Annotated in this window: 22 protein-coding genes; 15 read left to right on the forward strand and 7 right to left on the reverse strand. The window is 61.9% G+C overall.

The features are described from left to right. Positions 1-258 precede the first annotated feature (258 nt). From QB905_RS07630 to hisIE, 9 genes are all read left to right on the forward strand, one after another. Complete coding sequence (locus QB905_RS07630; RefSeq protein ID WP_282974097.1) at positions 259-1491, forward strand: Hsp70 family protein; 1233 nt, start codon at positions 259-261, stop codon at positions 1489-1491. 278 nt (positions 1492-1769) lie between these two features. Next, positions 1770-2087 (forward strand): YerC/YecD family TrpR-related protein, encoded by a 318-nt coding sequence (locus QB905_RS07635; RefSeq protein WP_282974098.1) that lies wholly within the window; start codon positions 1770-1772, stop codon positions 2085-2087. Positions 2088-2185: 98 nt separating this feature from the next. Then, a complete protein-coding gene (gene hisG / locus QB905_RS07640; RefSeq protein ID WP_282974099.1) occupies positions 2186-3067 on the forward strand; it encodes an ATP phosphoribosyltransferase in 882 nt (293 codons plus the stop codon). A 178-nt stretch (positions 3068-3245) separates the two neighbouring features. Further along, on the forward strand, positions 3246-4544 hold the full coding sequence (gene hisD, locus QB905_RS07645) for a histidinol dehydrogenase (RefSeq protein ID WP_282974100.1): 1299 nt from the start codon (positions 3246-3248) through the stop codon (positions 4542-4544). Positions 4545-4872: 328 nt separating this feature from the next. Continuing rightward, the gene (gene hisB / locus QB905_RS07650; protein ID WP_282974102.1) at positions 4873-6357 is read left to right on the forward strand and encodes an imidazoleglycerol-phosphate dehydratase HisB; all 1485 of its coding nucleotides are present in this window, start codon (positions 4873-4875) and stop codon (positions 6355-6357) included. Positions 6358-6400: 43 nt separating this feature from the next. Next, entirely contained in the window at positions 6401-7006 is a 606-nt protein-coding gene (gene hisH, locus QB905_RS07655; protein ID WP_282974105.1) for an imidazole glycerol phosphate synthase subunit HisH, read from the forward strand. A 184-nt stretch (positions 7007-7190) separates the two neighbouring features. Further along, on the forward strand, positions 7191-7922 hold the full coding sequence (gene hisA, locus QB905_RS07660) for a 1-(5-phosphoribosyl)-5-[(5-phosphoribosylamino)methylideneamino]imidazole-4-carboxamide isomerase (RefSeq protein WP_282974107.1): 732 nt from the start codon (positions 7191-7193) through the stop codon (positions 7920-7922). Between the two features lie 183 nt (positions 7923-8105). Then, positions 8106-8942: an imidazole glycerol phosphate synthase subunit HisF gene (gene hisF / locus QB905_RS07665; RefSeq protein WP_282974108.1), complete on the forward strand. Its 837-nt coding sequence runs from the start codon at positions 8106-8108 to the stop codon at positions 8940-8942. Positions 8943-9109: 167 nt separating this feature from the next. Beyond that, the gene (gene hisIE / locus QB905_RS07670) at positions 9110-9757 is read left to right on the forward strand and encodes a bifunctional phosphoribosyl-AMP cyclohydrolase/phosphoribosyl-ATP diphosphatase HisIE (RefSeq protein WP_282974109.1); all 648 of its coding nucleotides are present in this window, start codon (positions 9110-9112) and stop codon (positions 9755-9757) included. Positions 9758-10019: 262 nt separating this feature from the next. Here hisIE and QB905_RS07675 read toward each other — a convergent pair whose 3' ends face one another. After that, entirely contained in the window at positions 10020-11015 is a 996-nt protein-coding gene (locus QB905_RS07675; RefSeq protein ID WP_282974110.1) for a cupin-like domain-containing protein, read from the reverse strand. 311 nt (positions 11016-11326) lie between these two features. Here QB905_RS07675 and QB905_RS07680 point away from each other — a divergent pair, with 311 nt between their 5' ends. The 4 genes from QB905_RS07680 (at position 11327) to pip (ending at position 16418) form a co-directional block, all read left to right on the forward strand. Further along, on the forward strand, positions 11327-11461 hold the full coding sequence (locus QB905_RS07680; protein ID WP_282974112.1) for a hypothetical protein: 135 nt from the start codon (positions 11327-11329) through the stop codon (positions 11459-11461). A gap of 245 nt (positions 11462-11706) precedes the next feature. Next, the gene (locus QB905_RS07685; RefSeq protein WP_282974113.1) at positions 11707-14376 is read left to right on the forward strand and encodes a coiled-coil domain-containing protein; all 2670 of its coding nucleotides are present in this window, start codon (positions 11707-11709) and stop codon (positions 14374-14376) included. Positions 14377-14380: 4 nt separating this feature from the next. Then, positions 14381-15358, forward strand: a complete 978-nt coding sequence (dgcA, locus tag QB905_RS07690; protein ID WP_282974114.1) for an N-acetyl-D-Glu racemase DgcA — start codon at positions 14381-14383, stop codon at positions 15356-15358. 61 nt (positions 15359-15419) lie between these two features. After that, complete coding sequence (pip, locus tag QB905_RS07695; protein ID WP_282974115.1) at positions 15420-16418, forward strand: prolyl aminopeptidase; 999 nt, start codon at positions 15420-15422, stop codon at positions 16416-16418. Between the two features lie 245 nt (positions 16419-16663). On the opposite strand, the gene rodA is transcribed toward pip, so the two are convergent. The 5 genes from rodA to QB905_RS07720 form a co-directional block, all read right to left on the reverse strand. Beyond that, entirely contained in the window at positions 16664-17830 is a 1167-nt protein-coding gene (rodA, locus tag QB905_RS07700) for a rod shape-determining protein RodA (RefSeq protein ID WP_282974117.1), read from the reverse strand. Between the two features lie 7 nt (positions 17831-17837). Continuing rightward, entirely contained in the window at positions 17838-19874 is a 2037-nt protein-coding gene (mrdA, locus tag QB905_RS07705) for a penicillin-binding protein 2 (RefSeq protein ID WP_282974118.1), read from the reverse strand. 9 nt (positions 19875-19883) lie between these two features. Beyond that, the gene (locus tag QB905_RS07710) at positions 19884-20486 is read right to left on the reverse strand and encodes a hypothetical protein (protein ID WP_282974120.1); all 603 of its coding nucleotides are present in this window, start codon (positions 20484-20486) and stop codon (positions 19884-19886) included. A gap of 5 nt (positions 20487-20491) precedes the next feature. Next, positions 20492-21739 (reverse strand): rod shape-determining protein MreC, encoded by a 1248-nt coding sequence (gene mreC, locus QB905_RS07715; RefSeq protein WP_282974122.1) that lies wholly within the window; start codon positions 21737-21739, stop codon positions 20492-20494. A 248-nt stretch (positions 21740-21987) separates the two neighbouring features. Beyond that, a complete protein-coding gene (locus tag QB905_RS07720) occupies positions 21988-23031 on the reverse strand; it encodes a rod shape-determining protein (RefSeq protein WP_282974123.1) in 1044 nt (347 codons plus the stop codon). On the opposite strand from QB905_RS07720, the gene QB905_RS07725 reads away from it, so the two are divergent. Beyond that, complete coding sequence (locus QB905_RS07725; protein ID WP_282974126.1) at positions 23030-23167, forward strand: hypothetical protein; 138 nt, start codon at positions 23030-23032, stop codon at positions 23165-23167. The genes QB905_RS07720 and QB905_RS07725 overlap by 2 nt on opposite strands. Positions 23168-23309: 142 nt before the next feature. Here QB905_RS07725 and QB905_RS07730 read toward each other — a convergent pair whose 3' ends face one another. After that, a complete protein-coding gene (locus QB905_RS07730; RefSeq protein ID WP_282974127.1) occupies positions 23310-24059 on the reverse strand; it encodes a TVP38/TMEM64 family protein in 750 nt (249 codons plus the stop codon). Positions 24060-24336: 277 nt separating this feature from the next. On the opposite strand from QB905_RS07730, the gene QB905_RS07735 reads away from it, so the two are divergent. Continuing rightward, positions 24337-25545: a pyridoxal phosphate-dependent aminotransferase gene (locus QB905_RS07735; RefSeq protein ID WP_282974128.1), complete on the forward strand. Its 1209-nt coding sequence runs from the start codon at positions 24337-24339 to the stop codon at positions 25543-25545. Positions 25546-25755: the final 210 nt, after the last annotated feature.

A 25755-nucleotide genomic window follows, 5' to 3' on the forward strand; every position in this document is an offset into this window, starting at 1 on the left:
CACCCTCCCCCATTCGGGGGCACCCTCCCCTGAAATCAGGGGAGGTTAAACGGTAGCGAGCCATCTATATGCACGCCGATTAGAGCGGTTTGCATTCTGATTGAATCGGTCAAAGGCATGCAACCCGCTCTACATTTTACGTTTTTCCGCATCTCGCATTCAATTTGTAAGTCAAATTAAATGCTCGTTGCTCTAGCCCTTCCACTTCCGGCCATATGCCGCTAAACACGCCGCCCCTTTCCGGTTCAGGCGCTTTTCATGTCCCGTCCTTTCTGCGGTATCGATTTCGGCACGTCCAACTCCGCCGTGGCCTTGGGCGCAGGCGCAGATGTGCGCCTTGTCGCGGTGGAAGGCTCCGCCGTCACCCTGCCCTCGGCCCTGTTCTTCAATAGCGAAACCGACGCCATCGCCTTCGGGCGCGACGCCATCGCCCAATATCTCGATGGTTATGAAGGCCGGCTGATGCGGGCGCTGAAATCGATCCTCGGCTCCAGCCTGATCGGTGAAACCACGCAAATCGGGCGCGGGCGCAAGGATTTCCGCAGCCTGATCGGCCTCTATATCGCCCATCTGAAGGCGCGCGCCGAGGCGGTGGCGGGCGAAACCATCGAGGACGTGGTGCTGGGTCGGCCTGTCCATTTCGTCGATGGCGACGAGGTGGCCGACGCCCGCGCCGAGGCCGAACTGCGCGGCATTGCGCAGGCGCAAGGCTTTACAAACATCGGCTTTGAGTACGAACCGTTGGCGGCGGCGCGCCACTATGCCGAAAACCTGACGCGCGACGAGATCGTGCTGGTGGTTGATATTGGTGGCGGCACCTCCGATTTTTCGGTGCTGGAACTGGGCGCGCACCAACGCCGCATCCTCGCCAATGCCGGTGTCCACTTAGGCGGCACCGATTTCGACACCCGCCTCAGCCTCAATACCGCCATGCTGGACCTTGGCTTCCGCGACAAGCTGAAAAGCGGCCTCGATATGCCGGGGCTTTATTATCACCAACTTTCCACCTGGCACCTGATCAACTTCCTCTATACGCAAAAGGCGATGACCGGCATCCGGCAGGTGCATCATCTGGCCGCCGACCGCGCAAAAACAGCGCGACTGATCGAGGTGATCGAAAAACAGGCCGGTCACGCCATCGCCAACACGCTGGAAGCCGCCAAGATCGCCCTGTCGGACACCGACACCACCGTGGCCGATTTCAGCGCCATCTCCACAGGCTGGCGGCGTGAGATCAGCCGCGAAGCCCTGATCGAGGCCGTTGCCCGCGATGTCGCGCGCATCGTCGCCACGGCGGTGATGACGGTCGAAGAACGGGCGGGGCTGGCGGCCGACCGCATCCAGACCCTGTTCATGACCGGCGGCTCGACCGCCATGCCCGGTTTTGAAGCGGCCATGCAGGCGGCCTTTCCGGCGGCGCGCATCGCCTATGGCGACCGGTTTTCGTCGGTGGCCAGCGGTCTGGGTCTGGCGGCGAAGGAGCGGTTCTAGGATCATGCCTGTCACGCCTTATTTTCCCTTCTCCCCTCATGAGGGGTTTGACGGCAACAAAACGCATGTCGTTTTGTCCGTCATGGGTGGCCTGAACACAGTGAAGGCCGGATGAGGGGCTTGATGGCGACACAAAGATTGCCCCTCACCCGGTCGCCTTCGCTACGCTTGGTTCCCGTCCTCTCCCCTTAATAAGGGGAGAGGGGAAGGAGAAATTTCCGCTTGCTTTTATCTGCATAATTTTGTATCAACGCGCTAACACACTACTACGGTGATACATGGCGCATCCCAAACCCGGCGCGGAGGATATTCAGGCCCTGGCCGAAGCTCTTCTCGGCCTGCAAACGCTCGAAGAGGCGCAAGCCTTTCTCGACGATCTGTGCACGCCGTCGGAACTGCGCGCCTTCGCCGAACGCTTCAAGGTGGCGCGGCTGCTCGATGAGGGCCAGCTTAGCTACCGCGAGATCGCCCTGCGCACGGGTGCCTCGACCACCACCATCACCCGCGTCGCCCGTTACCTGCGCGATATGCCTCATCAAGGTTACCGGCGCGTGCTGGATAAGTTAAAAGCCCCTCAAGCGCCGGGCGCAGGCTAAAGCCTGCTTGGCTCGCGCCAAAGGGCGCGGCGGGCGGTCGCCCTTGCCGAAGCCAAACGGCTTCGGAGTACGAAACATTGAAACTGAGTGATTACACCATGACTGAATCTCGCCTCCGCATCGCCGTCCAGAAATCGGGCCGTCTGGCCGACCGCTCGCTCGAACTGATCGCGGGCGCGGGCCTGCGCGTGGTCAAGGGCGCTAATGAGCTTTTGTACCGCATCGAAAACCAGCCGATCGACCTTCTGCGCGTGCGTGACGACGACATCCCGACCTTCGTGGCCGATAATGTCGCCGAACTGGGCATCGTCGGCCTCAATGTGCTGGCCGAACACTTCCCCGATCAAGACCTCGAAGACATGATCGTGATGCGTCTGGGTTTTGGCGGCTGCACGCTGAAAATCGCCGTGCCCGCCGAGGCCGACTATAGCGGCCCGCAATGGCTGGAAGGCAAACGCATCGCCACCTCCTATCCGAATATCCTCGCCAAGTGGCTGAGGAATAATGGCGTCACGGCAGAGATCGTTGAGATGCGCGGCGCAGTCGAAGTGGCCCCGCGCATGAAGATCGCCCACGCCATCTGCGATCTCGTCTCCACCGGGGCGACGCTCGAAGCCAATGCCATGAAGGCCTGCGATCTGGTGCTGAAATCGGAGGCCGTGCTGATCAAGGCCCCGCACGCCCCTGCCGCCGAACTGGAGCATACCTATGATATGCTGGTGCGCCGCTTTGATGGCGTCACCGCCTCAACAGGTGCTAAATATGTCATGCTCAATGCGCCGCGCGTCCATCTGGATGAGATTATCCGCATGATCCCCGGCGCCGATGCGCCGACCATCATGCAACTGGCCGGACGCGACGATGTGGTGGCGGTTCATGCCGTCTGTCAGGAAAGTGTTTTCTGGGACACGCTCGACAAGCTGAAGGCAGCCGGGGCTTCGGCCATACTGGTCTTGCCGATTGAAAAGATGATGAAATAGGAGGAAGCAAGATACCCCCCCACCACGCCCTACGGGCGCGGTCCCCCTCCCCAAACGCTTCGCGTTCAGGGAGGTATAATGATCTTTCTTATACCTCCCTGAAATCTCTGATTTCGGGGAGGGGGACCGCACGAGCGCAGCGAGATGTGGTGGTGGGGCGTCTTTCTTATCGCAAACGATGAAAACCTTTATCTGGAATGATTTGAGCGCCTCGGAGCGCAAGGTCGCCCTGGCCCGGCCGGAAAACCGCCGCGATCCGGCGGTGCTGGAACGGGTGCGCGCTATCTTTGACGACATCGAAACGCGCGGCTTTGCGGGCCTGACCGACTGGGCCGTGCGCCTCGATGGCCACGCGCCGACCCGCATCGCGCTCGACACCCAAACGGTCGATGCCGCCCGCGCGCAATTATCAAGTGACGATCTGGCCGCCATGGAACTGGCGGTCGAAAATGTCCGCGCCTTTCAGGCTGCCGAACTGCCGCAAACCGGCCCGGTCATCGCGCCGCAGCCCGGCCTCAGCTTGCAACGCCTCTATCGCCCGATCACCACCGCCGGTCTTTATGCACCGGGCGGCACCGCGCCTCTGTTCTCCACCCTGATCATGACCGCTGTGCCCGCGCTGGTGGCCGGTGTGCCCAATCGCGTCTGCATCACCCCGCCGTCAAAAGACGGCTCGATCCATCCGATGATGATCGCGGCGGGCGCAGCCTCTGGCCTTGACGCCGTCTGGCGGGTCGGCGGGGCGCACGGCATTGCCGCCCTGGCTTTGGGCGTACTCGAAGGCGTGCCTGCCGCCGACAAGATCTACGGCCCCGGCAATAAGTACGTCGCCGAAGCGAAAAGATATGCCACCGAGCGCGTGTCGGGTCTGGCCATCGACATGCCCGCCGGGCCTTCGGAACTGCTGTGCATCGCCGACGATACCGCCAATGTGAAACTGGTGGCCGCCGACCTGTTGTCTCAGGCCGAACACGACGCCGATGCTCAGGTCATTCTGGTGGCCCTGTCGCGCAGCATGGCCGAGAAGATCGAGGCCGAGGTGGCCGTTCAGGTCGAGCGCCTGCCGCGCGCCGCCATCGCCAGGGCTTCGCTCGATCAGGCGCGCGCCTTCATCGTGTCGTCTTTGGCAGAGGCCGCTGAAGTGTCCAACCTATATGGCCCCGAACACCTCGCCATCCAGATCGAAGATGCCGATGCGATCATCCCGCAATTGACCGCCGCGGGCACCATCTTCGCGGGTGCTTATGCTGCCGAAACCTTTGGTGACTATGCGGCGGGCCCCAGCCACGTCCTGCCTACCGATGGCGCGGCCAAGGCCTATGACGGTATCACGGTGCGCTCATATCTGACCAGTTTTGTGGTGCAGAAGGCGACCCGCGCAGGGGCCGCCGCCATCGCCCCCGCCGCCGCCCGGCTGGCGCGCCTCGAAGGGCTGGAAGCTCATGCTTTGGCGGCTGACTTTAGATTGGAAGTGTAGATATGGCCCGTCAAATGATCGCCGCCACGCATGGTTGTTGCGCTACCGCTTCGCTGCTTGAGCGCAGGGCGGCTGACTTCCGGCTGGAGGTGTAGGATGGACGTAAGAACCCCCACCACCACATCTCAGCCGCTACGCGACTTCGTGCGGTCCCCCTCCCCAGTAAACTGGGGAGGTATAAGAAAAAATGCACCTTCATCTATACCTCCCCGGCTTGCCGGGGTTTGGCAAAGCAAAAGTACAGCTTTTGCAAAGCCAAGGGACCGCGCCCGCAGGGCGGGGTGGTGGGGGTTCTTGCTTTCCAACCCGACAGGCGGAGCTGCTGCCCATGTTTAACTCGCCCTTTTCTTCGCTGAACGCCACGGGTGCCGGACTGGAATCCCTGCCGCCAACGCTTGAGCCCTTGCAAGCGCGCATGGCCGATGTTTACGGCGTCGAGGCGCACAATCTGATGGTGACGCGCGGGGCCTCGCACGCGCTCGAAATCCTGATGCGCCGCCTGCGTGTGCATGGCCATGAATTTGTCTGGGGCGCGCCCGATCCTTATGTCGAGGCACTCGGCACCGTCTATAATCTGACCGTGCGCCAGCCGCCCGCTACGGGCACCCTGCCCAAGGGCGGCGGCCTCTACCTGATCGACAATCCCGCCCAAAGCGATGGCCGCGTCTGGGACATGGTGCGCGCCCGCACCCTGGCGGTCGATATTTTCCCGGCCCTGCTGGTCATCGACGAAAGCTATTGCGATGCCTGCGCAGGCGGCAGTCTGGCTGGGCTGGCCGTGACCGAGCCGAATGTGGTGGTGCTGAAAAGCCTGTCCTTCCTGTTCGGTCTGGGTGGCGCCCGCGTCGGGGCGCTGATCGCCACGCCGAAAACCCTGCAAGGCCTGTTGCGCTATTGCGAGCCCAACCCGCTGCCGACGCCTTCGATCCGCGCCGCCGAAAGCGCTCTGTCGCCGTCTCGCAGCCTTAGCGTGGCCGCGCGCATCGCCACTCTGCGCGCCGAGCAGACCCGCGTGAGTGAAGCGCTTAACCGCGCCGCGCAACTGGATGGCTTTGATCTGCACGATGGCCCGTTTGTGGTACTGCATCCGAAAGATGCGGGCCTCACCGCCACCGCTTTGAAGCGCATGGGGCTGACGCCGCAGGTCACCCCTACCGGCCTGTTGCTGGCTCTGGGCGACATCGCCGCCAATAACCGTCTGCTGACCGCGCTCGATGTGGCCCCCGAAGGCAAACCGCCACGCATTGGCGAAGTGCTGCGCGACACCAAGGAAACCAAGATCGCCGTCACGGTCAATCTGGATCAGCCCAAGCCCGTCGCCCTCCATACCGGCGTCGGCTTCTTCGACCACATGCTCGATCAGGTGGCGACGCATGGCGGCTTTTCGCTGCAACTGGCCTGCGAGGGTGATCTCGAAATCGACGCCCACCACACGATCGAAGACTGTATGCTGGCCTTCGGTCAGGCGCTGAAACTCGCGCTCGGCGACCGGGCGGGGATGGCGCGCTTCGGCTTTGTGCTGCCGATGGACGAGACGGAGGCGCACGTCTCCGTCGATCTCGGCGGCAGGCCCTTCGCCGTCTTCAAAGGCCATTTCGATGCCGACCATATCGGTGATTACCCGACCGAAATGACCGCCCACGCCTTCCGTTCGCTGTCGGAAACCCTGGGGGCCGCCGTGCATGTCGAGGTCGAGGGCGGCAATGACCACCACAAGACCGAGGCCTGTTTCAAGGCGCTGGGCCGCGCCTTGCGCCAGGCCACGCGCATCGAAGGCGACGCCCTGCCCTCCACCAAGGGCATGTTAGCCTAACCAGGGGCACAGCCCCTGGACCCATAAATTATTGGATTGTAAAATGACCGGCAACGGTACTGAAATCATTGTTATTGAAATCGGCTGCGCCAATACGGCTTCCGTGCTGTTCGCGCTGGAACGGCTGGGGGCCAGGGCCACCCTGTCCTCCGATCCGGCGGAGATTGCCGCCGCGCAAAAGGTGGTGCTGCCCGGCGTCGGTGCGGCGGGTTTCGCCATGCACCGCATCCGCGAACTGGGGCTTTATGAGGCTATTCGCGGCGTCACCGCGCCCCTGCTCGGCGTCTGCCTCGGCCAGCAATTGCTGTTTGATAGTTCCGACGAAGGCGATGTCGAATGCTTAGGCCTGATCCCCGGCCGGGTGACGAAGATGGAGGCCACGCCCGAATTGGTGGTGCCGCATATGGGCTGGAACCAGCTTGCCGTCACGCGCCCCGATCCGCTCAACGCAGGCGTGCAGGACGGCGATTATGCCTATTTCGTCCACTCGTTTGCCTGCCCGGTTACTGAACATACGCTGGTCACCTCAACCTATGGCCAGCCCTTCGCCGCTATGGTGCGTAAAGACAATGTCTGGGGCTGCCAGTTCCACCCGGAGCGCTCCTCCACCGTCGGCGCCAAGATACTGGAGAATTTCGTTCGCCTTTGATTTAAAAGAACCCCCACCACCCCGCCCTTCGGGCGCGGCCCCCCTCCCCGGCCTAGCCGGGGAGGTATAAGAAAAGACATTTCTTCTTATACCTTCCCACTTTAGTGGGGAGGGGGACCATAAGCGAAGCGAATGGTGGTGGGGGTTCTTCCTTTTCACCCTAAATGTTTGATTTTACAGTCCTATGATCCTTTATCCTGCTATCGACCTGATCAAGGGTGAATGCGTCCGTCTGGCGCAAGGGCGCTTTGACGCCGTCACCAAATACGATTCCGACCCGTTCAAACGGCTGGCACTGTTCAATGCCGAAGACGCCCGGTGGGTGCATATTGTCGATCTCGACGGCGCGAAAGCCGGATCGCCGCAGCAGCACGAACTGATCGGGCGGCTGGCCAAGGCGTCGAAGGCGAAGATCCAGACCGGCGGCGGTGTGCGCTCACGCAAACACGTCCAGACCCTGCTCGACGCCGGGGTTTCGGCCGTGGTGGTCGGTTCGGCGGCGGTGAAAAACCCCGAAGAGGTGCGCGGCTGGCTCAGCGATTTCGGCAAGGAACGCATCACGCTGGCGCTGGATGTTTTGCCTACGAAGGACGGCGATTTCGACGCCGCCCTGCACGGCTGGGTGGAAGGTTCGGGCATCTCGCTGTGGGACGTGCTGGACTATTATCCTGTCGGGACAGCCCAGCGCATTCTCGTCACGGATGTGTCGCGCGATGGCATGTTGATGGGGCCGAATATGGAGCTGATGCGCCGTCTGCGCCAAAAGCGCCCCGATCTCGAAATTCAGGCATCGGGCGGCGTGAAATCGGTTGAAGACCTCTATGATCTCAAGGCGCTGGGCGTGCATGGCGCGATCGTCGGCAAGGCGATTTACGAAGGCCTGATCGACCTGAAGGCAGCTTTGAATGTCGGCTAATATCCTCTCATCCTCCCCTGTAGCGCAGCGTACGGGGGAGGTGGCGCGGCGACGTCCGCGACGGAGGGGGCCTTCCCTGCCGTCCCTATGCCCCCTCCGTCAGCGACTTCGCCCAGAGGCTCGCTCTGACACCTCCCCCGCTGCGCAGGGGAGGATCGAAATATCTTTTGGAAAGCACTCCCCATGTTAGCCAGACGCATCATCCCCTGTCTCGATGTCAAGGACGGCAAGGTCGTCAAGGGCGTGCAGTTTGTCGGCCACGAAGTGCTGGGCGACGCCGTCGATATGGCGCTGCGCTACCGCGACGAAGGCGCCGACGAACTGGTGCTTTACGACATCACCGCCTCCTCGGAAGGTCGCACGGTCGATTATAACTGGGTGCGCGATATTGCCCGCGCCCTCGATATTCCGTTCTGCGTGGCCGGTGGAATCCGCACTGCCGAACAGGCCGTCATGTGCCTCAGTTCGGGGGCCGATAAGGTGTCGATCAACTCACCGGCGCTCGAACGCCCCGACCTGATCAACGAACTGGCCGAAATGGCGGGCTCGCAATGCGTGGTGGTTGGCATCGACAGCCGCGAAATAGCCCTGCAAATCTCTGGCAGCGATAAGGGTGCGTTACAGGCAGGGGAAGAGGATTTGCAAAAACAAAAAAGCACCGACTATATCGTCCACCAATATTCTGGCGATCCCGACAAGATGCGTACCGTCGGCCGTCGCACGCTCGACTGGGTGGTGGAGGCGCAAGGCCGGGGGGCGGGCGAGATCGTGCTGAACTGCATGAATCAGGACGGGGTGCGCAAGGGTTACGACATCCAGCAACTGCGGCTGGTGCGCGATTTGCTGCACATTCCGCTGGTCGCTTCGGGCGGGGCGGGTGCGCCTGAGCATTTCAGTGAGGTGTTTGATCAGGCCGATGTGTCCGGCGCGCTGGCCGCTTCGGTGTTTCACAAGAAAATCATTGCTATTCCCGATCTGAAACGCGATCTTCGCGCCGCCGGAATAGCCGTCAGATTGTAAAGTCAATTAAGTAAGAACCCCCACCACCCCGCCCTCCGGGCGCGGCCCCCCTCCCCAGTCAACTGGGGAGGTATAGACATTCTTATACCTTCCCAACGTGTTGGGGAGGGGGACCATGAGCGAAGCGAAATGGTGGTGGGGGTTCTTAATCCTGAAAGCGCCGAACCATGTCCGAATCCCACACCCTGCCCGATCCGCTGACCCTCGCCGATATTGAGCGCATCGACTTCAATAAGGACGGCGGCCTCGTGCCTGCCATCGTCCAGCACGCCGATACGCTGCAAGTGCTGATGCTCGGCTATATGAATGCCGAGGCGCTGAAGGCCACCTTGCAGGGCGGGCGGGTGACGTTTTACTCGCGCTCGAAGCAGCGCCTGTGGATGAAGGGCGAAACCTCCGGCGACACGCTCGAACTCGACCGCGTGCTGGCCGATTGCGACGAAGACGCCCTGCTCGTCTATGCCCGCCCCAATGGCCCGACCTGCCACACCAAAACCACCTCGTGCTTTGGCCATGAAGATGCACCGGGCATCGGTTTCTTAGGCAAGCTGGCCTCTGTGGTCAGCGACCGCGCTAAGGCCCCGCCCGCCGATTCCTACACCGCCCGCCTGATGCAGAAGGGCCTGGCCAAGATCGCCCAGAAGGTTGGCGAAGAAGGTCTGGAAACGGCGCTGGCTGGTCGCTGCGGCGATGATGACGAACTGCATTCGGAAGCCGCCGACCTGCTTTACCACCTGTCGGTACTGCTGATGGCGCGTGGCACGACGCTCGAAAACGTGCTCAATATCCTGCGCGAACGCCATACGGGGCGTTAAAAGGATACCCTCCGTCGGCTGCGCCGACACCTCCCCATTTTCATGGGGAGGTGGGATGTGCCGTCTTCCCCCTCCTCCCTGCGCCCAATCTTCCCTGGGCGTGGGGAGGTGGCAGCGAGCGAAGCGAAGGTGACGGAGGGGTATCGTCTCTAGAGCGGTCTGCATTCTGATTGAATCGGTCAAAGGAATGCAACCCACTCTATATTTTACGTTTTTCCGCATCTCGCCTTCAATTTGTAAGTCAAATTAAACGCTCGTTGCTCTAATCGGCCAGCCCCTTGCCCAGTCCTTTCAGTATGTCGATGCGCTGATCGGTCGGCATATCACCCAATAGTCCGCGCAGGGCTTGCGGCAAATGATCGGCCACCGGATCGGACTGGTGGAAGATGAAGTGATCGAACATCGCCTTCCACGCGCGGTTTTGACCCGGCGGCAGATCGCGCACGGCCAGCAGGGCGTGGATCAGCGCCTGCATGGGCTGAGGCAAATCATCCGCCGGATTCCACCAGTAATTGACCTGCATGTTGAAGGCTTCATCCGACATGACCTGATGCCACCACATATAGGGCACGAACAGGACATCCCCCGGTGCCAGCTCGGCCACAAGGCCCGCCGCCAGCGCCTCTTTCAGGCGCGGAAAGCGCGTAAAATCGGGCGCGTCAATATCGGCCATCGAAGTCGGCACACCCGAAATCGTGTGGTCGAGCGGCCCCATATACAGGTTTTTCGTCTGCTCCGGCGGAAACAGGATGAAGCGCTTTCGCCCCGCCACCATGCAGACCAGATTGTCATACAGATCGAAATGGGTTGCCGTGACGGCGCGATTGCCGATCCAGGCGCGCGGCGCGGCCTTGATCCCCGGCAGGCGGTTTTCGGCGGCCAGTTGCGGGAAATAGAGATCAAGGGGCGCCGACTGGATATAGAGCCGCTCATCGCCGCCGCAATCCCCAGCCAGCTTGCGCAGCCGCTCCAGCGTCATGGCCAGCGGCACAGAGGCGCGCTGGAAGTTGAAGCCCTGTCCATCTTCGCCATAAAAGAAACGACCGTCGCCGCCGGTCTGGCGCAGGGTTTCCACCGGCTTTCCGGCATCAGCCGCCTTCAGACAGTCGATCAGCGCATCCACGGAAGGCTGACGCACCAGCGGCCAGCCGGCCACCGCGCCCTTGAAGACCAGCGGCGTTTCCAGCCCGGCCACGGCGGCGGCAATGCCTTCGCGGCCTATATCTTTGCGGGTGTCAACAGGCGCAAAAGCGGTCACGAATACTCTTCCTCTGCTTAGCTTGCCAAAAGCACGGTAACCCAAAAAATCCTTCCCCTCTCCCCATCTTTATGGGGAGAGGACGGGAGCTGAACGGAGTGAAAGCGACCGGGTGAGGGGCCATGACGACCGTCGGCCCGATACCCCTCACCCGACGTTCTGCGGCTTCGCCTTGCTCGTCGTCCTCTCCCCATCTTCATGGGGAGAGGGGAAAATAAGCTGACTCCCTAGCCCAAAAGCGAACCACCGGCAATGTTTGCAGCCACAGCGCCTGCCATTACAGGCTTCGCCTCTGCGGGGGGAGAAACGTCATGCTGAAACAGGCGCTCTGTCAGGGTGGCGTCCTGTCCTTCGTCTTCAACCTGCTGGGCCTGCCAGAACCCGTTTTGCAGGTGCTTTTCTATAAGGTTCGGCTTTATCGCCGCCATCATATTGGTTTTATATAATTTTTATGTGATCTGGAACCTGTCCGCCCCCGGCCAGCCCCGCCATAATAGTTTTGGCCCGGAACCTGGCGAAGCGGCATGAAGTGCGGGTTTGTTATCCGCTTGGCTACAAAAAGCTTTGCCATTCTTCACGCCAAAGGATAGCTTTCGCCTGACGAGGGAAACCCTTCTTATATCTCAGAAAATCGGGTCTCTCGCAAAATCTGGCTGTTCGGCTCCGGCAGCGGAGCTTCGGGAAAGAGTGCATGAAATCGAGACGTCCGCCACTGAACCTCACCGAGAGAGCGAAAAGCCGCGCCCGTCAGGACGAGGCGATGACGGACGCGAACTCCGGCGAAGAGGGTGACGATATGGAAGACGACGCCGAAATGGAGGCTTCCGACAGCGACCCCGCCGACGATATTCTCGATGCGCCTCTTCATCCATCCGTCACAGCACCAGAGGACACGAAGGCCGCCGCCAACAAGGATTTCGCCATCCCCGAACCCTTCACCGTTACGCCCCCACCGCCCGCAGCGCCGCCGGTCAGGGCCGAAAAGCCCGTCAAATCGCCTGCCCGTAAGGAAACCCGCGACCTGACCGCGCAAAAGATCAGCCCCGAAGGCGTGCTGAAAACCACCGGTATGCCCCCCTTCTATTTCTGGGGCGCGGCCACCTTTATCAGCCTGTTATGGGGCATGGGTCTGGTGGCGTTTGCCCTGGGTGCGCAAAGCCACCTGACCGCCTTTGCCTACCAGCCCTTCACCCTGGCCATACTGGCCCTGTTCGCCCTCTTCCCCATCGGTCTGGTGTTTGCCTCGGCCTTTGCCCTGCGCAATGCCGCCGCCCTGGCGCGCGAAGCCCGCCGCACCGCCCAACTGGCCGACGCCATGTCGGCCCCGGCTCTCGTGGCGGCCTCCGAAACCGGCAGTCTGGTCGAGGCTCTGCGCGCCCAGGTCGATCATGCCGTGCGCGCCGTGCGGCTGGCCCATGCCGACATCAGCGAACTGTCCGGCCGTCTCAAAACCGAAACCGACCGTTTGCAGGACGCCGCCCAGATCGCCCGCACCAGCACGCAATCGATCACACGCTCTTTGCAAAACGAACGCGAAGCCATTGCCGCCCTCAGCGAAAGTCTGGGCGCGCAGGCCAATGGCATTGTCGAGGCCACCGAACGGCAGGCGCGCATGGTGGCCGATGCCTCCGATCTGGCCCAGACGCAGTTGCGCGAAGCTGAGGCCAGTCTGGCCGCCAGCGCCGGTCAGATGATCAATGCCGCCGCCGATGTGTCCAATGCGGCGCGCACCGCCAGCGAGGATCTCGACCGGCAGACCGTACGGCTGGAAACGGCGGGCTCCGGCGTGTCCGACCAGATCCGCAGCGTCGAGGACGGCCTGTCACAGCAGCGCGCGGGCCTCGTTTCGGCGGCGCTTTCGCTCCGCGCCGATCAGGAAGATTTCGCCGTCCATATCGAAAACCAGCGCGCCCAGCTCACCGAGGCGCTGACCATTACCCGCGTCGCCACGGTCGATCTCGGCGAAACCTCGGCGCGCGGCATCGATGTTTTGCGCGACATCCTGGTGCAGGCGCAATCGCATTTTCAGGCGGTCAATGCCGCCGCCGAGAACGAGCGCACGGCTTTTGAAACGCGCATCCACGCCACCTTGTCCAATATTTCGATCATGGCCGCCGATGCGCGTGACGATCTGGTCGAAGAAACGCGCCGCTCGCTCGAACAGCTCAATATCGCCGCCACCGAGGCCAGACGCGCCGCCGGTGACGCCGCTCAGACGGCGCAGATGCGCGTCGATCGCCTCAACGAAACCATTTTCGAGGCCAGCAAGAAGGCCGATGAGGTGTTCGACGCCCGCTTCGCCGCCGCCCGCCGCCTGATTGAGGATTCCGCCGAACTGATCTCCAGCGCCGGTGACCAGACGGCTCAGCGCCTCGACGCCAGCTTCGTCCATACGCGCGAAACCCTGGCCGAGGTGCACGCCGCGCTCAATGAGATCGCCGGCAGCGCCGACAGCTTGCCTGCCGTGGCGCAGGCGCGCATCGCCGACATCCGCAGGAGCGTCGAGGAGGGTATCGCCGCCACGATGGCCGCCGCCAAAAAGGCCGCCGAGGAAACCGAGGCCGTCGATGCGGCCTTTCAGGATCGCGTCAAACGCAATTATGACATGCTCAACGAAGCCGTGCGGCTGATGGGGGTCATTTCCGGTGACAGCCCGATGCACGGCGCCCTTTCCACCGCCGAACCGCTCGAATTGCAGACGCCCGCCCGCGAGCGCGACTATGGCCGCACCTTCGGCAGCCGCCGCGAAGCGCCCGCCCCAACACCCGCTCCTGCACCGGCGCAACCCGTCGGTTCGCGCCTGCGCCTGTCGCCGCTCGGCGCCGAAACGCGCCCGGCCACGCACCCACCCGCCGCCCAGCCGTCCCAGCCCAGTCCGCAGCGCGGTCAGGAGGGCTGGTCGTGGCGCGAACTGCTGGGCGGCATGGAGGGCCGCGAACAGCCGAAAACCGCCGCGCAAACACCTTCCACACCCGCGCCGCACCCCCCGCCCGACCCGGAATTCGACAGTCTCGATGAGGTGATGGCCGCCGAAATCAGCGCGATGGGTATCGACGCCACCGCCCTGCTCAGCCGGGCGCGGCTCGATGAAACCGTCGCCGCCATCCTGGCCGAAGACAATGAAGGGGCCAGGCTGGTGGTGCGCCGCGTGGCCCCCGCCGCCATTCGCCGCCTCAATCGCCGCCTCGTATCGGATGCCGTTATGCGTCAGCAAGCGACCGATTTCATTGGCTATTATGACCAGCAGGTCAATATGGCCCTGATGGCGCGCGACAAGCCGCAGGCGCTGGGCGAACTGTTCGGCAGCGCGGGCGGGCGCGCCTATCTGTTGTTCGACGCCGCCATCAGCGACCTGATCTGATCCCATGCGCCTGATCCTGCGTGATGAAACCTTCCCGATCGCCGGGCGTTTTACCATAGCACGCGGCTCGAAAACCGAGGCGCGTGTCCTCTATGTCGCGCTCGAAGATCAGGGGCATCAAGGTCAGGGCGAGGCCGTACCCTATGCGCGCTATGGCGAAAGCCTGGAGCAATGTCTTGCCGATCTCGAAGCCGTGCGGCCCCGCATCGAGAGCGGCCTGACGCTTGAAGACGTTCAGACCCTGCTGCCGCCCGGCGCGGCACGCAATGCGCTCGATTGCGCCCTGTGGGATCTCAATGCCAAGCGTTCCGGCATTCCGGCCTGGCGCACGGCGGGACTTGCAGCGCTCAACCCGCTCAAAACCGCCTATACTTTGAGCCTCGATACCCCCGAAGCGATGGCCGAACAGGCCGCCGCCCATGCCCGCCGCCCCCTGCTCAAGCTCAAGATCGGCGGCCCCGGTGACATCGACCGGGTTGCGTCTGTGCGCGCCGCCGCCCCGAAAGCGCGCCTGATCGTCGATGGCAATGAGGGTTTGAACTTCGACGACCTGACGAGACTGGCGCCCGATCTGAAGGCGCTCGGCGTTCTGCTGATCGAACAACCGCTGAAGATCGGCGAGGACGAAGCCCTCAACGGCTATGATTGCCCGGTCACTCTTTGCGCCGACGAAAGCCTGCATACCCGCGCCGAACTGGCCCGCTGCGTCCGGCTTTATAAATGCGTCAATATCAAACTCGACAAGGCGGGCGGCCTGACCGAGGCCCTGGCGCTGAAACACGAGGCGAAGGCGGCAGGGCTTGAGATTATGGTCGGCTGCATGGTGGCCACCTCGCTCTCGATGGCCCCGGCCATGCTGGTGGCGCAGGGCGCGGACTATGTTGATCTCGACGGCCCGCTTCTGCTGGCGCGCGACCGCGAACACGGGCTGGAGATCACCGGCTCGATCCTGCATCCGCCAAAGCCTGAACTTTGGGGCTAAAAGCTATTGTAGCTCAGCACGTTTTGCGGCTTAGTAGGAGAAACCTCAAGCCCGTTAAGACATGACCGATTCCGTGAAAACCAAAAGCGCGCCGCGCGGCCTCTATCCCGACATCGCCCCCTATGATGCCGGCCATATGCCGACCGGCGGCAAGCATCGCATCTATTATGAGCAGTGCGGCAATCCCGAAGGTCTGCCCGTGGTGGTGCTGCATGGCGGGCCCGGCGGCGGCGTGTCGCCCAATCTGCGCTGCTATTTCAATCCCGATGGCTATCGCATTATCCTGTTCGACCAGCGCGGCTGTGGAAAATCGACGCCGCACGCCTCGCAGGATATATCGCTCGACGACAACACCACCTGGCATCTGGTGGCCGATATTGAGGCCCTGCGCCAGCGTCTCGGTATCGAGAAATGGGTGGTGTTCGGCGGCTCATGGGGCTCCACCCTGTCGCTGGCCTATGCGCTCAAACATCCCGACCGCGTGCAGGGCCTGATCCTGCGCGGCATTTTTCTGGTGCGCCAACAGGAGCTGGACTGGTTCTATCAGCAGGGCGCCAGCCAGCTCTATCCCGACCTCTGGGAAGGCTTTCTGGCACCGATCCCCGAAGCCGAACGCGGCGATCTGTTGAGCGCCTATGTCAAACGCCTGAACGGTGCCGACAAGACCGAGCGCATCCGCTGCGCCCTGGCGTGGAGCGGCTGGGAAGGCGATACCCTGTCGATCGATGGCCCGCCCGACGCCGCCTCGAAATTCTCCGATCCCGATTTCGCCGTGGCTTTCGCCCGCATCGAGAGCTGGTATTTCCAAAATGGCGGCTTTTTCGAAAGCGATAACTGGGTGCTGGACAATATCGACCGCATCCGCCACATCCCCGGCTGGATCGTGCAGGGCCGCTATGATGTGGTCACGCCGATGACCACGGCCTGGGATTTGCACCGCGCCTGGCCGGAAGCGAAGTTCAGACTGGTCAAGAAGGCTGGTCATTCATCCAGCGACCCCGGCATTCTGGAAGGGCTGGTATCCGCTGCCGACGAAGCGCTGACCCTGCTGGTAAAGTAGGTTTTTGGCCGAGGAATGAAGCTCCGCAAAGCCATAAGCACGAAATCTGCGCTCAGCGCCTTCTCTATTCGGCCAAGTAAAAAGCAAGATTTGAACCACGGAAAACACAGAAAACACGGACTTAAGGCCCTTGACCCTGTTCTGAGTCGCCCCCCTATGCCTTGATGCCGCGAAGCGGCGATCCGCGTTTTCCGTGTTTTCTGTGGTTCAATTTAAAACGCTTCACGCCGTCACGGGGCAAAGCCTTACTCAAATCTTGAAAAAATCGAGGCTTGCCGTGGCAACTCCTGATAGCGGTGAACGCGCACGCCCAGCACCATGCCGAAACCGGTCATGATCATCAGCATGGCCGAGCCGCCATAGGACAGGAGCGGCATGGGCACGCCGACCACCGGGAACAGCCCCATCACCATCGCGCCATTGATCATGACGTGGATGGCGAAGGTGGCCGTCATGCCTGCCGCCAGCAACCTGCCGAAATGCGAATGCGATACCGAAGCCATGCGCAGCGCCATCAGGATGATCACGCCGCACAGGAAAAAGACGGCTAAACCGCCGATAAAGCCCAGTTCCTCGCACACGGCCGACATGATGAAATCGGTATGTTTTTCGGGCAGGAAGTTAAGCTGGCTTTGCGAGCCCAGCCCCAGCCCCTTGCCGAGCAGACCGCCCGAACCCATAGCGATCTTCGATTGCAGGATGTGGTAACCATCGCCCGATGGATCGGATTCGGGGTGCAGGAAGGTCAGGATGCGTTTGCGCTGATAATCGTGCAGCACGAAATGGAAGGCCAGGGGCACGGCCGGTATCATGGCCGCCAGTCCCAGCGCGATCACCTTCCAGTTCAGACCGGCCAGCACCATCACCGTACCACCGATCAGCACGATCATGATGGCCGTGCCGAGATCGGGCTGTTTCATGACGATGGCCGCCGGCAACAGGATAAGTCCCGCCGGGATCAGCAGTTTCCACGAAAAATTGGCGTCCTTGGCCGAGCATTCATGATAAAAACGCGCCAGCGCCATCACCAGGGCCAGCTTCATAAATTCCGAAGGCTGGAAAGGCGGCAATGGCCCCAGATCGATCCAGCGCTGTCCGCCCATATGCACCGAGCCGATCATTGCCGTCAGCACAAGCAACATCAGCAGCACCGCATAGGCCGGATAGCACAGCCACAGCCACATGCGCAGATCGACCAGGGCCAGACCGAGCATCAGAATCAGACAAACGGCAAAGGTGATCAGTTGCTTATAGGCCCAGGGCTGCCAGCTCATGCCATCTGCGCTGTACAGGATCATGATGCCGATCCCGGTCAGGGCCACCAGCAGCGCCACGAACAGCCAGTTGATCTGCATCAGCTTGGAATCGTAGCGCTCACGCTGTCCGGGGCGGGAAAGGGCGGAATCGGCCATCGCTATCTCACAATTTCGTATCGGTGCTGCCGCCCGCCGTGGCGCCTGGCGCGTCGCTTGTCGCGTCACTGGGCGGGGGCACGGCGTCAGGATCGGTGGCGGCGGCCTTCGAGGCGGCGGCCATACCGGCGCGGTCGATTTCGGTCGTATAGGGCACGGTGATGCGCTGGCGGATTTCGGGATCCTTGATCAGGGCCAGCCGCATGATTTCGCGCGCCTTCGGGGCCGCCGCCGTCGAGCCCCAGCCGCCATGCTGCACCACGACGGCGCAGGCATAGCGCGGTGCATCGGCCGGCGCAAAGGCCACGAACCAGGCGTGGTCACGCAGTTTCCAGTCGCCGACCGCGCCGTGCGCGCCGCGCCCGCCCTTATAGCTGTAGCCTTGTGCCGTACCGGTTTTACCGGCCATCTTGATCGGCCCCAGGCCCAGATCGGCCACGCCTGCCGCCGTGCCGCCCGCCCCGGTGACATCCGCCATCGCGGCGCGGACAAAATCGATATGGGCCGGATTGACCGGCAGATCGGGCACATCATCGCCCCGTTTTTGCTCAACCCCACCGATGGATTTGACCAGGCGCGGCAAAATCGCCTTTTTACCATTGGCCAGCCGCGACACCATCACGCAGTTTTGCAAAGCATTGACATTGGTATAGCCCTGGCCGATGCCGAAGCTCGGCGTTTCGCCCGGCCACCAGCGCGTATTGGCCGGATTGCTCTTGGCGAAATAATCCTTCTTCCAGGCTATGGTCGGCACCAGACCGGCGCGCTGGCCGCTGATGCCGATGTCGAAAATTTCGCCGAGGCCAAACTTGTTGGCCACCGCCGCCACCTTATCCGGCCCGCCCATGCTGAGGGCGCACTGATAGAAATAGATGTCGCACGAGGTGACGATGGCCTGATGCAGGTCAAGCGCGCCATGCGCCTGATCGCAGGAGAAGACATGGCCGCCGAACGACCAGTGGCGGTTACAGACATGGATGGTGGCCGGATCATAGCCGTTTTCCAGCGCCGCCGTCGCCACCATCGTCTTGAAGGTTGACCCGGGCGCAAAGGTCGAGCCAATCGCCTTGTCGAGCAAAGGCAGGTGGTCGTAATCGGCCAGCAGCTTATAGGTTTCGCTCGAAATGCCGGAGACGAACAGGTTGGGATCGAAGCCCGGTGACGAGCTCATGCACAATATATCGCCGGTGCGGCAATCCATCATCACCGCCGCGCCCGATTCCTCGCCGAACACATCGACGGCGCGCTGTTGCAAATCGGCGTCGAGCGTCAGGACGATGTCCTCACCCGGCACGGGCGGGATCGATCCGGCGGGGTCTTCCTTGACCACCTGACCGCGTGCATCGACCTCGACCTTCTTGCCGCCCGCCTTGCCGCGCAACTGGTGGTCATAGGCTTTTTCGATGCCCTGCTTGCCAATACGGAACGAAGGATGGTGCAGCAGGCTGGGGTCGGCGTCTGGCAGGGCCAGTTCGCGCTTGAGATCCTTGTCGTTGATTTTCGACACATAGCCAACGACGTGCGAAAAGGCGCCGCCATAATAATAGGCGCGCAACTCGTCCATATCGGCCACCACGCCCGGAATATCATTGGCGTAAATGCTGACGCGCGAGAAATCATCCCAACTCAGGTCGGAGGCCACCACGGTTGGCACCGAACGCTGGTTCTGGTTGATGTCGCGTAAGATGCGGCGGCGCGAGGCGGCCGTCTGCGGCAGGATATACGACACCTGATCGAGCGTGTCGTCAATGTCCTTGACCTCATTGACCTCGATCATCACGCGGAAGGACGGCCGGTTACCGGCGATCACCTTGCCGTTGCGATCGAGAATCTGGCCGCGTGGCGGCGGAATGACGCGGAAATTATACTGATTGCCCGCCGACAGCTTGGCGTATTTCTGGCCTTGCAGGATTTGCAGATGCACCAGCCGTCCGGTCAGGGCGAACAGGCCGAACGCCGTCACCCCGCCCATCAGGAAGGCACGGCGATTAAACGTGCCCTGGCGTTCATTGACATCGGTGAAAACAATGGAAGGTTCAGCCATGCCCTGCCCTCACATGAATCTGACATCTGCGTGGAGGTATTTTTCCAGCAGTATCAGAACGAAAGGAAATAAAAGCGTGGTGGCGAACATCTGCTCGACCACGCCCCACAGGCGCGGCACGGCACCGGCATCGAGCGTCATCATCACCGTGGCCAGGGTAAAGAACAGCAACTGGCCCAGCATGAAAATGCCGAAGATGAACAGATTGTCCTGACCGGACAGATAGCTGCGCAGCATCAGCACCGCGCCATAGACCAGCATCAGCGGCAGGGTCCAGAAACCGAGCGGTGCGCCCCAGAACATATCAAGGAACAGGCCGAGCCCGGCCAGAATAAACGGCACGATGAAGGAGGGCCGGATCAGTCCCCAGGAAAAGGCCAGGATGAAGGGCGAAACCGGTTCGGGCAGATAAAAGCCGAACGGTTGCCAGGCGGTGGCCAGAACGATGGTCAGGGCCAAGCTCAACAGGGCGGGCACGATGATCCAGTCCCACGGCGTGATGATCCGCGCCGCCACACCCCCGCGCAGGCCCGCATTGACCGGCCCGCGCGCCGACATGACGCGGCGTGCGCCCGCAGCCTTTTTCATACCGGGAACCGACGGCATACGCATCACGGCTATTCCTGTCCCGCCGAGGCGGGCGGCACGAAGGGCTTCAGCTCCGGCGTGACCGGCAGGGCTTCGGACGCCGCATGGTGCGAAGCGCTGGCCGAGCCCGAAGCCGCCTTGCTGGCGGCAGGTTTGCTGGCGGATGGCCGTGGCGCAGACGCGCTGGCCGAACTGTGCGGCACGGCGGGCTTCGGCGCCACCGGCGTTTTCACCGGAGCCACCGGCGCGGGCGAAGCGTGAGCCGGGACGGCAGGCGACGGCTTTGCAGCCTCCGGCGCGCTGTCGACAGCGGCATGAGACGCCGCAGATCCCGATGCCGCAGCCGACGACCCGGCCACCTGCGGCAGGGGTGGCGGCGGCAGCAGATCGCTGATCGACGGTGTGCGCAGCAATGTATCGGCATTGGGCAGTTGTGAGAAATCCTTATAAAGCAGGACTTTAACGAAATCGATTGGTGCACGGTTGGCATAGAGGCGCACCCGCCATACGCCATCGACGCCCTTGACCGTTTCGCCGACGGGCAGGCCGCGCGGGAAGACGCCGCCATCGCCTGAGGTCAGCACCTGATCGCCGGGACGCACCGTATCCTTGCCGCGCACCCATTCCAGCTTGGGATAGCCACCGCCATCGCCGCTCATCATGGCGCGGCCATCGGAACGCAGGATCATGATCGGCACATGGCTGGAAATATCGGTCACCATCAGCACGCGGCTGACGTGAGCCGATATGCCGACCACGCGGCCAATCAGTCCCTGATCGGTGATGACCGGATTATCGAAGCGGATGCCGTCCTGCGAACCGGAATTGATCAGGCGGTTATTGGCGAACGGGCCGCGCGATACCGAAACCGAACGCGCCGTCACCATATCGACCGGCGGATCGGTGCGCAGTTTCAGCAGCGATTCATAGCGCGTATTGAGGTCTTTCAGTTCGGTATAGGCGTCCCGATACTGGTTAAGCTCGGCCACCTTCTTCTTGAGCAGGCGGTTTTCGCGCACGGCGAAGAAATAGTCGTCGATCCAGTTGGTGCCGTCGCCCATCTTGTGAACGGGCCATGACAGGACATTATTGACCGGCCCTGCCGCCGCATCGAAGCCTGAGCGGTTGCCATAGGCCGTGGCCTCGTCCTGACCGCGCCGGTCGCCCAGAAACATCAGCGCCGCCCCGACGCAGATCACCGCCACCAGCCCCATGACCGTCCAGGTCACCGGCAATTTCAGATGCTCGAAATGCTTATTATTGTCCCCGTAAGACACGCGACCTGATTCCCTTCAGCGCATCCCGAAAGCGCAATGCACTTTCGGATTCAGACGCGCATCATAACAAAGATTAGAGCGCAACGACCTGCGGGTGGAAAGTCATTTTGCCCATCGGAGAGCGTCACAAGAAAAGTCTGCGCGATTCGCCTTAACAAGGGCTTATGCCGGAGACTTGCGTCCATTTTGTGGACATGGTGCAAAAACTGCGCCGAAAAAGCTCTTATGGGCTGACGGTTCCGATCAGATCAGCTCATCGTGGCGTCGAGAATGCCCTTCATCCAGCGCGGATGTTCCAGCACGCGCCCGCAGCCGATGGCCACGCATGACAGGGGATCCTCGGCCACCGATACCGGCAGGCCGGTCTGGTCGCGGATTTCGACGTCGAGGCCGCGCAGCAAAGCACCGCCACCGGTCAGCATAATGCCCTTGTCGGCGATGTCGGCGGCCAGTTCGGGCGGCGTGGCTTCCAGCGCCACCTTGACCGCATCGATGATCTGCGCCACCGGTTCAGCCAGGGCTTCCGCCGCCTGACGCTCAGAGATGCGCACTTCGCGCGGCACGCCCTGCATCAGGTCGCGGCCCTTGACCTCAATATACATGCCCTCGCCATCGTGTGGCACGCGCGCCGTGCCGATGTCTTTTTTAATGCGTTCGGCGGTGGTTTCGCCGATCAGCAGATTATGGTTGCGGCGCATGAAATTGGTGATCGCCTCGTCCATCTTGTCGCCGCCGACGCGCACCGACTTGGAATAGACGATGCCCGACAAAGACAGAACCGCCACTTCGGTCGTGCCGCCGCCAATATCGACCACCATCGAACCGGTCGGCTCATGGATGGGCAGGCCCGCACCGATCGCGGCGGCCATCGGCTCGTCGAGCAGGCCGACGCGGCGCGCCGAAGCATTGAGGCAGGAATCATTGATGGCGCGGCGCTCAACGGCGGTGGCGCCCGAAGGCACGCACACAATCACCTTGGGGTTCACGAAACCCTTGCGGTTATGCACCTTGCGGATGAAATGCTTGATCATTTCCTCGGCGACTTCGAAATCGGCGATCACACCGTCACGCATCGGGCGGATGGCCTCCATATGGCCCGGCGTACGGCCCAGCATCTGCTTGGCCTCGATGCCGACGGCATGAACCACCTTGCGGCCGCCGACATTGCGCAGCGCCACCACCGAAGGTTCATTGAGCACGATGCCGCGCCCTTTCATATAGATCAGCGTATTCGCGGTTCCCAGGTCGATGGCAATATCATTGGAAAAACTGCCGAAGAAGGATTTTAGCATGGACGATAACTACCTTGGGGCCGCGCGAGGAGGGAAATTCGGGAAGCCGGACGATCCGCTGTGCCAGGCCAAGAGCGATGAAAAGGCCTGGACTCAGCTTCTGTGCGCCCGGATGACCTCACTTGCCCTTAACTGAAAGCAATTTCAAGGCCCTAGACAGGCCCCATGTCAAAAAGATAGTTTCAACTCACAAGGGATTTTTTCAAGCAATTGAAAACGCTTGATTATTACATATATCCGGGTTGATGATCACAGAAAATGTCATTAAAGACCACGGCTTAGGGCCGCTTGCCCTGCTCGGCCCTGTGGCGGCCACGCTCATAGACCTTGCGCGCCGCCAGCATGACGCCCAGCCAGACCACGGCCAGACCGGCCATGACCAGCGCCATCTTCCAGTCCCCCCCCTTTTGCAGCGAGCTGTAGGACGAGCCAAACAGGGTCACCAGCGCCGTCTTGGGCAGGACGCCCAATGCACAGCCGGCGAGAAAGCCCGGAAACGAAGCGCGCGAGGCGCCAAAAGCCATATTGACGACGATAAACGGCGCCGAAGGAATATTGCGCACGATGAACGAAGCCGTAAAGGCGTTGCGTCCCAGATAGGAGGACAGACGATCTAGCCGTTTGCCGCCCCATTTCGTCAGCAGGCCCTGCCCGGCGAAGCGCCCCATATAAAAGGTCACCACCGCCGAGATCAGGGTGGCGACCCACGAATAAACAAAGCCCCACACCGGCCCGAAAGCCACGACGCAGGCGGCGATCAGCACGAATTGCGGCGCGCCGAACAGGGCCGATACGCAAAAGACCAGACTGACAATGAGCACAGCCAGCGGCGAATGCCGGTAGGTGGCCATCCAGTGTTCGAGATCTTGCGTCACCGCCTGCCCCCAGGGCGATTTGCCGATCAGGAAGACCACAGCCATCAGCGCCAGCAGCAGCAGGCTGGCCCAGACGGCGCGCACGGCCCTGGCGTCGAGATTGACGAAAAAGGACGTAACACGCCGCCATATATGTTGAAGCTTGTTGTGCATTGCACACTTTATCGTTTGGAGGCTAAACTGATCCGTCCATAGCACCGCTTTTGCGGTGATGGCACCGAAAATTACGTCCTGTCGTCAGGCTGAGCCGGAAACTGGAAACAGATGCAACGAGGCGCGTTGCCTGAGCCGCACATGCCCGCCCCTCATGAGAGATTTTTGCAAAATGAAGACGGAAGAGAGTTGGACAAACGAAACGGGGCGCGTAAAGAGAGGCCTGCATTTTTCCTCGGGCCCCGATCCAAGGGCCGTTCAGCAGTCGAGCAAACCTATGGCCAATTTTTCCGAATCCGATACCCTGAAGCGCATCAAGCCTTCGCCGACACTGGCCGTTTCCGCCAAGGCGCGTGAACTGGTTCGCCAGGGCAAGAAGGTCATCGGTCTTTCTGCCGGCGAACCCGATTTCGACACGCCGGAAAACATCTGCGACGCCGCCATCAAGGCGATCAAGCGCGGCGAAACGCGCTATACCGATGTTGACGGCATTCCCGAACTGAAAGCGGCCATCGTCGCCAAGTTCAAGCGCGAAAACGGCCTTGATTACAAGACCACGCAGGTTTCGGTGTCGCCTGGCGGCAAGCCCGTCATCTATAATGCCATGATGGCGTCGCTCAACCCCGGCGACGAAGTGATCGTGCCCGCCCCCTACTGGGTATCCTATCCCGACATGGTGCTGCTGGCGGGTGGCACGCCGGTCATCGCGGTCGGCGAAATGGAAACCGGCTTCAAGCTGAAGCCCGAAACCCTGGAAGCCGCCATTACCGACAAGACCAAGTGGCTGATCCTCAACTCGCCGTCCAACCCTTCGGGCGCCGTCTATACGGCCGATGAGCTGAAGGCGCTGGGCGAGGTGCTGAAGCGCCATCCGCAGGTCTGGATCCTGACCGACGACATGTATGAGCATCTTTTGTTCGACGGCGTGCAATATGCCACCATCGCCCAGGTGGTGCCGGAGCTTTATGAGCGCACCCTGACCATGAACGGCGTGTCGAAAGCCTATTCGATGACCGGCTGGCGCATCGGCTATTGCGCGGGCCCTGAGCCCCTGATCAAGGCCATGTCGAAGATTATCTCGCAATCGACCTCCAACCCCTGCTCGATCGCCCAGTGGGCGGCGGTGGAAGCGCTCAATGGCACGCAGGATTTCATCCCGAAGCGCGCCGCCATCTTTAGTAAGCGCCGCGACCTGGTGGTGGCCATGCTCAACAATGCCAAGGGCATTGAATGCCCCACGCCCCAAGGCGCGTTCTACGTCTATCCGTCGGTAGCGGGCTGCATCGGCAAGCAGGCCCCTTCGGGCAAGATCATCGAGTCCGACGAGGATTTCGCCGGTGAATTGCTGCAACAGGAAGAGGTCGCCGTCGTTCACGGCGCGGCTTTCGGCCTGTCGCCCTTCTTCCGCATCTCCTACGCCACGTCGGAATCGGTGCTGACCGAAGCCTGCTCGCGCATACAACGCTTTTGCGCCAGCTTGAAATAAGCTGACGCGGGCAACGCTTTTGCGCCAGCTTGAAATAAGCTGACGCGGGCAACGCTTTTGCGCCAGCCTGAAATAAACGGGCAGGCTCACGAAAAGACGCGACTTGACAAAAAAACGGCGGCAGAGCCTTCTGTCGCCGTTTATAATCCTGAAGCGGCGGGGGCCGAATCTCAGGGCCGGGTTCCGGGCCGGGTCATTGGGGGGTAACCG

This window comes from Asticcacaulis sp. EMRT-3 (assembly GCF_030027245.1).
In the GTDB taxonomy this organism is placed as follows: Bacteria; Pseudomonadota; Alphaproteobacteria; order Caulobacterales; family Caulobacteraceae; genus Asticcacaulis.